Origin of the sequence: Auritidibacter sp. NML100628 (genome assembly GCF_003185985.1) — a bacterium.
GTDB classification, from domain to species: domain Bacteria; phylum Actinomycetota; class Actinomycetes; order Actinomycetales; family Micrococcaceae; genus Auritidibacter; species Auritidibacter ignavus.
Genome location: NZ_QHLP01000009.1, coordinates 66,708 through 79,081 on the forward strand (window position 1 = coordinate 66,708; position 12,374 = coordinate 79,081).

The following is a 12,374-nucleotide window of genomic DNA, read 5'->3' on the forward strand; positions in this document are numbered from 1 at the left end:
CCGCGATCCCACCGGTTTTCAACTCAATGGACCGCGGCACTGCGTCGTCGCGGTGCAGACTGCGGTGTGAAACCGGCCTCGACTACATCGATGTGTCGGCGATCGAGGCAAACAACGCTGCGCCAATAATGCCAGCGTTATTGACCATCTGTGCCGGGATAGTTCGTGCGCGGAGCTTCACATAGGGCAGGAACTCTTCGGCACGTTGCGATATGCCACCGCCGATCACGAACAGTTCCGGGGAAAATAGTCGTTCCAGGTAGGAGAAATAGGGCTGTAACCGTTGCTCGGCATACTCCTGGAAACTTAGCTCAGCACGCTCCCGCGCCGACGCAGAGGCATCGCGCTCGGCCATATTTCCCCGGAACTCGAGTGAACCCAGTTCGAAATTGGGCACCAACACTCCGTTATGGATCATGGCCGAACCGATGCCGGTGCCCAGTGTAACCACCAGCACCGAACCAGACACCCGGCGGGCAGCACCGAAGCGGGCTTCAGCCAGCCCGGCAGCATCTGCGTCGTTGATGACTCGCACATCGCGGTGCAGGTGATCGGAGAACAGCTCGTGAGCATTCGTCTCAATCCAGGACGGGTCGATGTTGTTGGCAGACAGCGCCAGCCCGTGGTGAATCACTGACGGAAGACAAATTCCCACCGGGCGATCCCGCGCCGGGGCCATTTCACGGCTGTCAAGTTCATCGATGATCTCGGCGACGGTGCGCGCGACCGCCTGGGGAGTCGCTGGTTGCGGGGTGGGAATCCGGAACCGCTCACCGGAGAGTTCACCGGCCTGCTGGCCGGAGGCCGAGATTGCGACGATGCCACCCTTCATCCCGGTGCCGCCAATATCCACGCCGATATAGGTTGGGGTGTTGTTACCAGACATCGCTACCACGGTTCCCTTGTACTCGTCTTCCGATCGTGTCTACTCGGCTAGGGTCAAAATTTCGGCGCCATCTTCGCGCACCACGAGTGTGTGCTCGAACTGAGCGGTGCGTTGACGGTCCTTGGTCGTGACTGTCCAGTCGTCATCCCACATCTCCCAGGAAATATCGCCCAGTGTGATCATCGGTTCGATGGTGAACACCATGCCCGGAACCATCACGGTGTTATGGTCCGGGGCGGTGTCGTAGTGGGGCACAATCAGCCCGGAGTGGAACTCCCGGCCCACGCCGTGGCCGACAAAGTCGCGGACGACACCGTAGCCAAACCGGTTGGCGTATTTTTCAATCACGCGACCAATCACGTTGATTTCGCGTCCGGGCTTGACCGCCTTGATGCCGCGCATCATGGCTTCGTGGGTGCGCTGGATGAGCAACCGGGACTGCTCGTCGGTGTCACCGACGGTAAAGGTCTTATTATGGTCGCCGTGGTAACCATCCAGGTAGGCGGTGATATCGATATTGATGATGTCACCGTCTTCAAGCACGGTGTCATCGGGGATCCCGTGGCAGATGACCTCGTTCAGCGAGGTACACAGTGATTTTGGGAAGCCCCGGTAGTCCAAACAAGAGGGGTAAGCCCCGTGATCGATCATGTACTGGTGGCCGATGCGGTCCAACTCGGCAGTGGTGACACCGGGTTGAATCGCAGCTTCTACCGCGTTCATCGCCTCCGCGGCCAGCCGTCCGGCAGCGCGGATTTTCTCGATAGCTACCTCATCATAAACATCGCCGTGCTGACCCTCATTCGGGTCTTTTTTGCCGACATAATCGGGCCGGGGAATTTCGGCGGGTACGTGCAAGCGTGGGGCAACATACCCCGGGGCGAGTCGTCCGACCGGCGCCAGCGAGCCGGGCCCAGGCCGTGCCGGACCATCGACCGGAAGATTATGGGAACCCTCGGTACCGGGTTCTGGGGCAGGATGAAGTGTCACTGAATTGCTGGGCATACCTTGATCCTAACGCTGAATAGCATTTGCGGGGTAGTTCGCCCCCGACGCTCAGCTCGGGCACATATGAGAGGATGGAGCCATGACTGACAGCGCGACACAGTACTGGTTCAATGTTGAGACTCACGAGGTTGAAAAGGGTCCCCAATCGAACTGGCGCAAATTGTTGGGCCCCTTCGAGACGGCGGAACAGGCTCGTCGGGCCTTGGAGAAGGTCCAGGAGAATAATGAGCGGTGGGACGCCGAGGACGAAGCCGAGGACTAGCCGTCTCGCCCCGCCCGCTGGCGCGCACTCGACCGCGCTACGTGCTCCCCGTTGCACGCTGATCCACCACGGACCTAACGGGCGAAGGAGTAGTCCTCGTCCGGGAATGCCCCCGAACGCACCTCATCGGCATAGGTCTTGGCCGCCTGGGAGAGCTGTTCCGCAAGGGTGGCGTATTGCTTGACGAACCGAGGCAGACGCCCCGTATTAAGTCCGAAAGCGTCCTGCCAGACTAAGACCTGACCGGTGGTGGCATTGCCGGCGCCAATCCCGATGGTCGGTACCTGCAAGGCCTCGTCGACTGCGGCGGCCACCTCAGTGGGCACCATTTCCATCAACACGGTAAACGCCCCAGCTTCCTGAAGTGCTAGTGCGTCCTGGATCATCTGTTGGGTGGCGTCCTGGCCACGCCCTTGGACCCGAAACCCACCGAGCACATGTTCTGACTGCGGTGTGAACCCGATATGGCCCATGACCGCCACGCCCGCTGAGGTCATCGCAGCCACGTGTTCGGCATACCGGGCGCCACCCTCGAGCTTGACCGCCGCGACCTGAGATTCTTTAACCAGCCGAACCCCGCTGTCCACGGCCTGCTGCACCGAGGACTCATAGCTACCAAATGGCATATCCGCGACCACCAGGGACCGTCCGACGCTACGAGCGACCGCCTGGGAGAACAGCACCATTTGATCTAAGGTGACCGGCATGGTCGAGTCATAGCCGAGCACCGTGTTCCCCACGGAATCACCAACGAGCAACACCTCGATACCGGCCTGGTCGAAAATCCGGGCGGTCAGGGCGTCATAGCTCGTGAGCATCGCAAACCGGTGGCCGGCGTCTTTGAGCTGCTGGAGGTGGTGGGTGCGAACACGTTTCGGGTTCGGGCTCTCGGTGGCGTAGCTGATATTCTCTGAACTCGACATGCTCACAGTCTAGGGGATCTAGATCACAGAGGATGTTCTAAGATCGAGGCATGACAACACCACTGAACACCACAGACCTTGCAGATCACCTTGGAGAGTCGGTCCGGAGCTGTCCGATTCAACTACGGAACTTCGGCGGAGTGCAGAAATTCGCCGGCCAGATCGCCACGGTGCGTTGCTTCGAAGACAACACCGAAGTCCGGGCTACGCTGTCCACGCCAGGAGAGGGGCGGGTACTTGTTGTCGATGGGGGCGGAAGCCTGAACCGGGCGTTGCTCGGAGACAATATTGCTCAACTGGCCATCGACAACAACTGGGCCGGGGTGATCGTCCATGGCGCCATCCGCGACTCGGCCGAGATCGCCGAGATGGCGATCGGTGTTAAAGCCTTGGGCACCAACTCCCAAAAATCCCGCAAAGAAGGACTGGGTGTCACGAATGTTAACCTGGTGATCGGTGGGATTGAGTTCATTCCGGGAGAGTACGTTTACTCCGATGCCGACGGGATCGTGGTCACTAGTGACCCGGTGGAACTAGACGACACCGAGTAAGCGGTGACGTAGACTTGCCGAGGTAGCTCGTCACCGGCGAGCCCCACCACCTCACGACGCTGATGCAGGAGAGCGACCGTGGAACGATTGGACCGGCAGCAAGAATTCGTGTTGCGCACCCTTGAGGATCGAGACGTCCGCTTTGTGCGACTGTGGTTCACCGATGTGGTCGGTGCCCTGAAATCAGTGGCTCTGGCCCCGGCTGAAGTGGAGTACGCCTTCACCGAGGGCCTGGGGTTCGATGGCTCCTCGATCGATGGGTTCACCCGGATTTTTGAATCCGACATGCTCTTACAACCGGATCCCTCGACCTTCCAGGTTTTGCCCTGGCGGGGTGAAGATGAACAAACCTCACGCATGTTCTGCGACGTGAAGATGCCCGATGGGGAACCGGCGGCCGTTGACCCCCGCTACGTGCTCCAACGCAGTATCGACAAGGCCGCGGATTTGGGATTCACGTGCTACCTGCACCCGGAAATCGAGTTTTATCTGCTCAAGGCAGATCTGGAAGAACGCTCGGACCCGAAGCGGATGATGCACAACCCCGAACCGGTGGATGCTGCCGGGTACTTTGACCACGTGCCCGGTGGGGTCGCCCAAGACTTCCGCCGTCATGCGGTGTCCATGCTGGAGCAGGTCGGAATTTCCGTGGAGTTCTCCCACCACGAAGGGGGCCCGGGCCAGAACGAGATTGATCTACGTGCCATGGATGCGATGGCTACCGCGGATAACATCATGACATTCCGCACCGTGGTCAAAGAAGTCGCCACTTTGCAGGGTTACTACGCGACCTTCATGCCCAAGCCCTTTGGCGAACACCCCGGCTCAGCGATGCACACACACTTTTCGTTATTCGAAGGGGACGTCAACGCCTTCTATGCGCCCGGAGCCGAGTACCAGCTGTCGACCACCGCCCGTCGTTTTATCGCCGGACTGCTAAGACACTCCGCGGAGATCACCGCGGTAACCCACCAGTTCGTCAACTCCTATAAACGGCTCTGGGGCGGGGGAGAAGCACCACCCTATGTCTCCTGGGGCCACAACAACCGCTCCGCCCTGGTCCGTGTTCCCTTATATAAGCCGGATAAGGCCGGATCCGCTCGGGTGGAATACCGCGGTATTGATGCCGCGGCCAACCCCTATCTGACCTATGCGTTGCTACTCTCTGCCGGTCTGAGGGGTATTCAGGAAGAATATGACCTACCTGAGGCTGCCCAAGAAGACATCTCACAGTTGACCTCACACGAACGCCGACTCTTGGGGCACTCACCGTTGCCATCCACCCTCCACGATGCCTTGGGGGTGATGGAAGAATCTGAATTCGTTGCCGAGGTGCTCGGCGAACAGGTCTTTGAGTCCTTTCTGCGCAATAAACGCGAAGAATGGGAACAATACCGGGTCAATGTGTCCCCGTTCGAGCTCTCCCGTTACCTCGGGGCGGTGTAACTCCTTGACCAAACGTACCCCCACCTCCGCATCCGGTTCACGCTCCCGGTCCTCACGCGGGCGCACCCTGGCCGGAGCGGGGTTCACCGACCTGTCGCGAGCGGAAAGCCGGCTACAAGCGCCCGAGCTCGCTGAGCTGGATCGAGACCAGTTGCTCGATGTCATCTCGGTGGCTGCCAATCCTGACCAAGCGCTCATCCTGCTGATCCGACTCGTGGAGGCCGAAGCCAGTGTCCAAGAGCTCTTCAACCAAGCTGAGCAACACCAGATCCGCTCGCTGATTCGGCTGTTGGGCACCTCGGAAGCCCTTGGTGAATTTCTGATCCGCTACCCTGAGCACCTGGACGTCGTCACCGGGTCCGAGGACGCTGTGGCCAGCGCACCCGCAGTTGCTGGGATCTACGAGCCTGACGCGCACGGAGAAGCACGCTATGCTCCCGAGGCTTTGCGTTGCCTGTTACTGGAGGCTGTGGGAGCTGATCCACAGCAGGAAGAACCGGTGGCCACCCAGGGTGGTAAAGAGGCGGCGGTGGCGCTACGGGTCATGTATCGGCGACAAATTCTCAGCATTACCGTCCAAGACCTCAATGCCCCCGATCCCATGGGTGCCCAGCCGATTATTTCCCGGTGGTTGGCTGACCTGGCTGCTGCGGCCCTGGAGGCCGCTCTGGCGGTGGCGAGATTCGATGCTGAGTCGAAGTTTAGTCGCGAAGAAATCGATGGCACGAGCCTGACCGTGATGGGGATGGGCAAATGCGGTGCCCGAGAGCTGAACTACCTCTCGGACGTAGACGTGATTTTTGTGCACGGACCGGCAGCCTCGGAGCATGTGGAGTCTTTGTCGGAGGAAACCATGACCGCGGTGGCCCGAGAACTGGCCACCGGGATTTCACACACCATCCAGTCTCCCGCCCCAGAGCCCGGGCTGTGGGAGGTCGACGCCAACCTGCGCCCCGAAGGCAAAGATGGAGAACTGTCGCGCACGGTAGCGTCACACCGCACGTACTACAACCGGTGGGCCCATACCTGGGAGTTCCAGGCCTTGCTGAAGTGTCGTCGACTGGCCGGTAACCACCGCTTGGCTGAGGAATATCTCAACGCCATCTACCCCCTGGTCTGGCAGGTCTCCACCCGGCCAGGCTTCGTCTCTCAGGTCCAATCGATGCGACGCCGGGTGGTAAAGAATATTCCGGCGAAACAGCGTCACCGTGACATCAAGCTCGGCAGTGGGGGACTGCGTGACATTGAATTTCCGGTCCAGCTGTTGCAACTGGTGCACGGAAAAACGGATTCGAGCCTGCATGTGCGCTCCACCGAAGAAGCTATCCAGGCTTTGGAAGCCGGCGGATACGTGGGACGGGCCGACGCGCGCTCGATGACGGACTACTACCGGTTCTTACGCGTGATGGAGCACCGGTTACAACTTGCCCAGATGCGTCGCACCCACCTGCTACCCGAAAAAGAACAACATCTCCGGGTGCTAGCCCGGGCCGTCGGCTCAGGTGCGCAGGAACATCCGCATAACGCTGATGAGTTGCTGAGCAGCTGGAAGAAGACGGCTCGAGCCGTCGCCGAGGTCTTTGAGCGGTTGTTCTACCGGCCGCTCCTTCCTGCCACCGCGGCCCTGCCGGCCGACCAGGTCAGACTCTCCTCTGAAGCTGCCCAACAGCGGCTGGTCGCCCTGGGGTACCGAGACCCCAAGGGCGCGATCCGCCATATTGGGTTCCTTACCGAGGGGGTGTCTCGCTCGGCGGCGTTGCAACGTCAGCTCCTACCGGCCATGTTGGGCTGGCTGGCTGCCGGTCCGGACCCCGATGGTGGTCTGCTGAGTTTCCGGCGTCTGTCGGAATCGATCAGTCGCTCAGGATGGTACCTGCGTATGTTGCGGGACTCCTCCGATGCTGCCGAGCGACTCTGCACCGTGTTGTCCAGTTCCCGGTATGTCTGCGACTTGCTGGAACACTCTCCGGAGGCCACCGCCTGGCTAGACCGTGACCAGGACCTGGTGCCCTTGAGCCTGGACGCCATCCTGACCGAGATGCGCTCGGTGCTGTCGCGTCACCCTGAAGTCAACGAAGCGATGCGCCACATCCGGCTGATTCGTCGACGCGAAATTCTGCGTACCGCAATGGCTGACGCCTTGGAACTGATCGACCAAGATGAGATCTCTCACGCGCTATGCCGGGCCGACCAAGCCAGCGCGATGGCCGGACTAGATTTGGTGGAACGCGAACTTGCCGACAGTGGTGAGAAACGACTGGCGAACCTGGTGGTGGTGGCCATGGGGCGCCAAGGCGGACAGGAATGCGGCTATGGCTCGGATTTGGACGTGATGTTCGTTCACCAACCCACCGAGGCAGCCACCGACGAGCGTGAGGCCCACCAACAGGCCGTCAGCCAAGCCAAGAAACTCACCCACTACCTGAAGATGCCGCTGAAACCGGCCATCCCGTTGGAACCGGTACTGATGATTGACGCGGACCTGCGCCCCGAAGGCAAACAGGGTCCCTTGGTGCGCTCCATGGAGTCCTATCGGAACTACTACCAGCAATGGGCTGAGATTTGGGAAATCCAGGCGCTGTTGCGGGCCCGGACGCTAGCTGGAGAACAGGCTCTGCAGGATGAATTCACGAACTGGGCAGACTCGGTGCGCTATCACACCGAGCTGACCCCGCAACGGTTACGGGCGATCCGTCGAATGAAAGCTCGGGTGGAATCCGAGCGACTACCCCGCGGGGCTGATCCTAACCGGCATGTGAAGCTCGGGCGTGGGTCGCTGTCGGATGTGGAGTGGCTGGTGCAGACCTTCCAGTTGCGCTACGCCGGTCAAGCAGAGTCATTGCGCACCACCTCCACCGTGGAAGCGTTGGAGGCATTGCACGAGCTCGGGCACCTTGATGCCCACGAGGCCCAAGCCTTGGAAAACTCCTGGAGACTGTGCTCTAGGATCCGCTCGGCGAATATGATCTGGTCGGCCCGTGCCTCCGACACGTTGCCCACCAACCGAGATGACCTAGAAGCGGTCGCCCAGTGGTGCGGGTATGAGTCGGGCAATGCGGGTGTTTTCGAAGAGGACTACTTGCGCATCACCCGCCATGCTCGGCAGGTGTTCGAACATCGGTTCTATGGGATGAACTAGCCTCAACCCATCAGGGTGACTGGAGTTTATCGGTTGATGACCGAGGAGCCGACCAGGTCCAAGGTGGTCAAGCGACTCTGCAACGACGGGGCCAGATTAGTCATGATCAGCTCATCGGCTGAGACCCGTTCGGCAAACTGATCCATGTACTCGCGTACCACTGAGGCGGTGCCCACCGCAGTGTACTTCAACATGCTCAACACCTGTTCGCCGGCCGGAGAGTGGAGCAGTAAGGACACCTCATCGTCGCTGAGGTTCTTACCGCGACCCAGGAAGGACCGAATCCGGGAGCGCTGAGCGGCCTCCAAGCTGGCCTGGGCGCCCTCTTCGGTCTCATCGGCAATGACGTTCAGGGCCGCAATGAAGTAGGGCTCCGGGTGCTGTTCAGAGGGCTCGTAGTGCTCCCGGTACAAGCTGGCAGCCGATTCCAGCATCTGCGGAGCGAAATGAGATGCGAAGGTGTAGGGCAGGCCCAGTTTGGCAGCTAGCTGCGCGCCGAAATGTGAGGAGCCGAGAATGAAGATGGGCAAGTTGGTGCCCTTACCAGGATAGGCTTCCACCCCGGGAATCTGGGAGTCCCCACTTAAGTAGCCCTGCAGCTCCACAACGTCTTGGGGGAACCGGTCAGCGGACTGAGGATCGCGACGCAGTGCCCACAGAGTCTTCTGGTCGGTTCCCGGTGCACGGCCCAAGCCGAGGTCGATGCGGGGGCCGTAGAGTTCCTGCAACATCCCGAACTGTTCGGCAATCAGCAACGGAGCGTGGTTGGGCAACATCACGCCACCAGAGCCCAAGCGGATTGTGGAGGTGTGGGCGCCGATGTGAGATAGCAACACGGAGGTTGCCGACGAAGCGATCGAGGGCATGTTGTGGTGCTCAGCGAACCAAATACGGTGGAAACCTCGTTCTTCGGCCCGTTGGGCCAAAGTCAGCGATTCACCGACCGCGTCACCAATAGACTGCCCATGGCGGACGGTGGCTAAGTCGAGAATGGAAACCCGGTAGTTCGTTGAAGCGCCAGCTTCAGGCATTCGAAACCTTCTTTCAGTGAGCAGGATCTGTGTTTCTGTCGCGTATAGCTCCAACCGAGAGACAAATATTCCTTGGCGGTGCTACGACGCGTGTCAGATTCACCACGGTATTAACCGACGGTGCTGGTGGGGATCACGGTGATCCCCACCAGCACCGTTGCAGTTACCTGAGTCGCCAGGTAGAAGGTTGAAGCCGTCCTTGATGGCGTAGGTGCTAGATCGAGTAGTAGAGCTCGAATTCCTTCGGCGAAACGTAGGCGCGCAACACATTGATCTCGTACTCACGCTTATAGTCAATCCAGGTGTTGATCAGGTCTTCGCTGAACACATCACCGGCCAGGAGGAATTCGTGGTCCTCTTCCAGAGCGTCGATCGCTTCTTCCAGAGTGCGTGGCGCCTGCTTCACATCGGCGGCTTCTTCCGGAGGCAACTCGTAGAGGTCCTTATCCACCGGCTCCGGTGGCTCGATGCGATTACGAATTCCGTCCAGACCGGCCATCAGCTGAGCTGCAAAAGCGAGATAGGGGTTCTGGGAGGGGTCCGGCGCACGGAACTCCAGTCGCTTGGCTTTGGGGTTGGTCCCGGTAATCGGAATGCGGATAGCTGCCGAGCGATTGCCCTGCGAGTAGAGCATGTTGATCGGTGCTTCGTGACCTTTGACCAGACGCTTATAGGAGTTCACCGTCGGGTTGGTGAAGGCCATAATGGCTGAGGAGTGCTCCAGCAGTCCGCCGATGTACCAGCGGGCCAGATCAGACAGTGAAGCGTAGCCCTTTTCGTCGTAGAACAGCGGTTCGCCGTCTTGCCACAGGGACTGGTGGCAGTGCATGCCTGAACCGCCATCACCGTAGACCGGCTTGGGCATAAAGGTCGCGGTTTTGCCGAACAACAAGGCGGTGTTTTTCACGACATACTTGAACACCTGAGCCTTATCGGCCGAGTGCAACAAAGAATCGAAGCGGAAATTGATTTCGGCCTGCCCGGGCGAGCCCACCTCGTGATGAGAGCGCTCGACTTCGAGCCCAACCTGTTCCAAAAGTAAGCAGATTTCATCACGCACATCGGCGATTTGGTCAATCGGGGAGACCGGGAAGTAGCCGCCACCGGACGGAGTCTTGTGTCCTAGGTTGCCACCGGGCTCTTCACGACCGGTGTTCCACCAGGCTTCTTCAGCATCAATTTCAAAGAACGATTTATGTGCCTGATTCTCGTAACGGACGCCATCCAGCAGGTAGAACTCGGCTTCAGAGGCGAAACTGGCAGTGTCGGCGATACCGGTGGAGGCTAAATAATCCTCTGCTCGCGTGGCCACACCGCGGGGATCCCGGTGGTAGGGCTCCCCGGTGCGGGGATTAATGATAGAGAAGAACATCGCCAGAGTCTTCTGCTCCCGGAAGGGATCGATAAACGCGGTGGTCACATCGGGAATCAGTTGCATATCGGACTCTGCGATGGTGGCGAAGCCGGGAATCGACGAGCCGTCGAAGAGCTGGCCACTTTCAAAAAAGTCGTTGTCGACAGCCTTGGCCGGCAGGTTGAAGTGGTGCATTCCACCGAAGAGGTCGGTGAACCGCACATCAACAAAGGCCACATCCTCGTCTTTGAGATAGGCGAGAATTTCTTCTGAGGTGGAGAACATTCTTACTCCTGTCATAGTTTCCGCGATGCAGACTTTCCGCGATGGCATTAACCCTACAGAAAGCGCGCTTTGATCGGGGGAAAGCCGTCGGGAATTCCTGCAATAGCGCAACGGAGAAAGGGTCTTGGTCAGGCGGAGCCGTGCCTGCCACACACTGAGGATGACAAGACCGAACCGATAGAGTTGTCTTATGTCCGCAGAACACCGTCGCGAAGACAACGCCGAGGACCCGTTGATCTCCCGGAAAGATCTTGCTTCCTGGGTGGAAGGTCCCCCGGGAGAGCAAGATACCTACCCCGGTGAACGATTAGGGCTCCCCAGAACCGGGCCGAGCTCGGTTGCCTCGCTGGGACGCCGTGTCGGAGCACTGTTTAGCGACTGGTTTATCTCCGTAGGATTGGCTTGGCTTGTTGGCAGTGATCAGCCCTGGCTTCCCCTGCTGTTTTTCGTGATGATGCACTGGCTGTTGGTAGGACTGTTGGGAGCTACCATCGGCAAAGCCCTATTCCGCATTCAGGTGGTTCGCGTTGGCGGGGCCTCCGTGGGACTATGGCAGGCAGCAATTCGTGCGCTACTCCTGGGCCTGTTTATCCCGGCGATCGTGATGGACAAGGACCAGCGTGGAGTCCACGATCTGCTCGCCAAAACGGTCGTGATCACCGCCTAGTTAGTGTATCCACGCTCGAGCTCCGGGGCTTTAGCGCCCTCGCATCGCCCGACGATCTGGACGGGATTTGAAAGGATCCACACCCTTAGGAATCGGGAGCTTATTACTAGGCAAGGACGCCAGACGGTTCTCAATGGCCCGAACTTCGTGCTTATTGAGGGTTTTTTTCATCCGTTTGATGGTCTTTCTCAGCTGGTGTAGTGACACTTCATTCTTTCCATGACCGACCTGCAGAATACGGATCTCGACATTAGGCAAATAACGGCTCATGTGGCGACGCTCTTTTTCAGCCAGCTGACGGGCCTTGTTATACGAGCCCTCAGCCACCAGGACCACACCAGCTTTCCCGGTGGCACGGTACACCGCTTCCTGAGACTTAGCGTTCATGGCGACCGGCTCCTGGGGTACCACCCAGCCGCGGCCTAACGTTGACAAAGCCGCGCCCGTAGCACCAGGACGTCCGTCGATGCGCGCAAAAGCCGCGCGTTCAGCCCGCCGGTTCATGATAATCAAGGCGGTCAGCAAACCGAACGGGATAGCAATCAAGATCCACGTCACCCAGTTGCCGGTGAGACCGGCAAGGATGACACCGATCAGAATCGGCACCGCAAAACCAAGTAGCATCCACCACACCACGGCGGGATCGTATTCTTTGGTGTCTTTAAAGACTCGCCCAATACGTTTGAAAAAACCGTCCTGGTTCTTTTTGCGGCTCTTCTTGTTCGCCTTCGCTTCGGCTCTCTGCTGTCGCCGACGCTCTTTCTGCTCGGCTTTGACAGTCTTGAGATCTTTAGTGGGAGAAGAATTATCTGAGGCCATAAT

General features: G+C 59.3%; 11 protein-coding genes. 5 read left to right on the top strand and 6 right to left on the bottom strand.

All coding sequences use genetic code 11. From position 1 onward, the window contains the following. Positions 1-82: 82 nt before the first annotated feature. On the bottom strand, positions 83-886 hold the full coding sequence (ppgK, locus tag DCC24_RS07685) for a polyphosphate--glucose phosphotransferase (RefSeq protein WP_110099335.1): 804 nt from the start codon (positions 884-886) through the stop codon (positions 83-85). Between the two features lie 39 nt (positions 887-925). Next, complete coding sequence (gene map, locus DCC24_RS07690; protein WP_110099336.1) at positions 926-1,891, bottom strand: type I methionyl aminopeptidase; 966 nt, start codon at positions 1,889-1,891, stop codon at positions 926-928. 82 nt (positions 1,892-1,973) lie between these two features. Between map and DCC24_RS07695 the strand changes: the two genes are divergently transcribed. Beyond that, the gene (locus DCC24_RS07695; protein WP_110099337.1) at positions 1,974-2,156 is read left to right on the top strand and encodes an SPOR domain-containing protein; all 183 of its coding nucleotides are present in this window, start codon (positions 1,974-1,976) and stop codon (positions 2,154-2,156) included. A 74-nt stretch (positions 2,157-2,230) separates the two neighbouring features. On the opposite strand, the gene panB is transcribed toward DCC24_RS07695, so the two are convergent. Then, positions 2,231-3,079 carry a 3-methyl-2-oxobutanoate hydroxymethyltransferase gene (gene panB, locus DCC24_RS07700; RefSeq protein WP_110099338.1) on the bottom strand — a complete coding sequence of 283 codons (849 nt, stop codon included), beginning with the start codon at positions 3,077-3,079 and terminating at the stop codon, positions 2,231-2,233. Positions 3,080-3,129: 50 nt separating this feature from the next. On the opposite strand from panB, the gene rraA reads away from it, so the two are divergent. From rraA to DCC24_RS07715, 3 genes are all read left to right on the top strand, one after another. Further along, a complete protein-coding gene (gene rraA / locus DCC24_RS07705) occupies positions 3,130-3,630 on the top strand; it encodes a ribonuclease E activity regulator RraA (RefSeq protein WP_110099339.1) in 501 nt (166 codons plus the stop codon). An 87-nt stretch (positions 3,631-3,717) separates the two neighbouring features. After that, the gene (gene glnA / locus DCC24_RS07710; RefSeq protein ID WP_110099370.1) at positions 3,718-5,076 is read left to right on the top strand and encodes a type I glutamate--ammonia ligase; all 1,359 of its coding nucleotides are present in this window, start codon (positions 3,718-3,720) and stop codon (positions 5,074-5,076) included. Beyond that, positions 5,033-8,215, top strand: coding sequence for a bifunctional [glutamine synthetase] adenylyltransferase/[glutamine synthetase]-adenylyl-L-tyrosine phosphorylase (locus DCC24_RS07715; RefSeq protein WP_110099340.1), 3,183 nt, complete (start codon positions 5,033-5,035; stop codon positions 8,213-8,215). The genes glnA (DCC24_RS07710) and DCC24_RS07715 overlap by 44 nt, the downstream gene beginning before the upstream one ends. A gap of 26 nt (positions 8,216-8,241) precedes the next feature. Here the strand turns inward: DCC24_RS07715 and DCC24_RS07720 are convergent, their stop codons facing one another. Together DCC24_RS07720 and glnA (DCC24_RS07725) are read right to left on the bottom strand one after the other, a co-directional pair. Next, positions 8,242-9,246 (bottom strand): LLM class flavin-dependent oxidoreductase, encoded by a 1,005-nt coding sequence (locus DCC24_RS07720; RefSeq protein WP_110099341.1) that lies wholly within the window; start codon positions 9,244-9,246, stop codon positions 8,242-8,244. A gap of 214 nt (positions 9,247-9,460) precedes the next feature. Further along, positions 9,461-10,885 (bottom strand): type I glutamate--ammonia ligase, encoded by a 1,425-nt coding sequence (glnA, locus tag DCC24_RS07725; protein ID WP_110099342.1) that lies wholly within the window; start codon positions 10,883-10,885, stop codon positions 9,461-9,463. 190 nt (positions 10,886-11,075) lie between these two features. Between glnA (DCC24_RS07725) and DCC24_RS07730 the strand changes: the two genes are divergently transcribed. Then, a complete protein-coding gene (locus DCC24_RS07730; RefSeq protein WP_110099343.1) occupies positions 11,076-11,552 on the top strand; it encodes an RDD family protein in 477 nt (158 codons plus the stop codon). Between the two features lie 30 nt (positions 11,553-11,582). On the opposite strand, the gene DCC24_RS07735 is transcribed toward DCC24_RS07730, so the two are convergent. Continuing rightward, positions 11,583-12,371: a DUF4191 domain-containing protein gene (locus DCC24_RS07735; RefSeq protein WP_110099344.1), complete on the bottom strand. Its 789-nt coding sequence runs from the start codon at positions 12,369-12,371 to the stop codon at positions 11,583-11,585. Positions 12,372-12,374 lie beyond the last annotated feature (3 nt).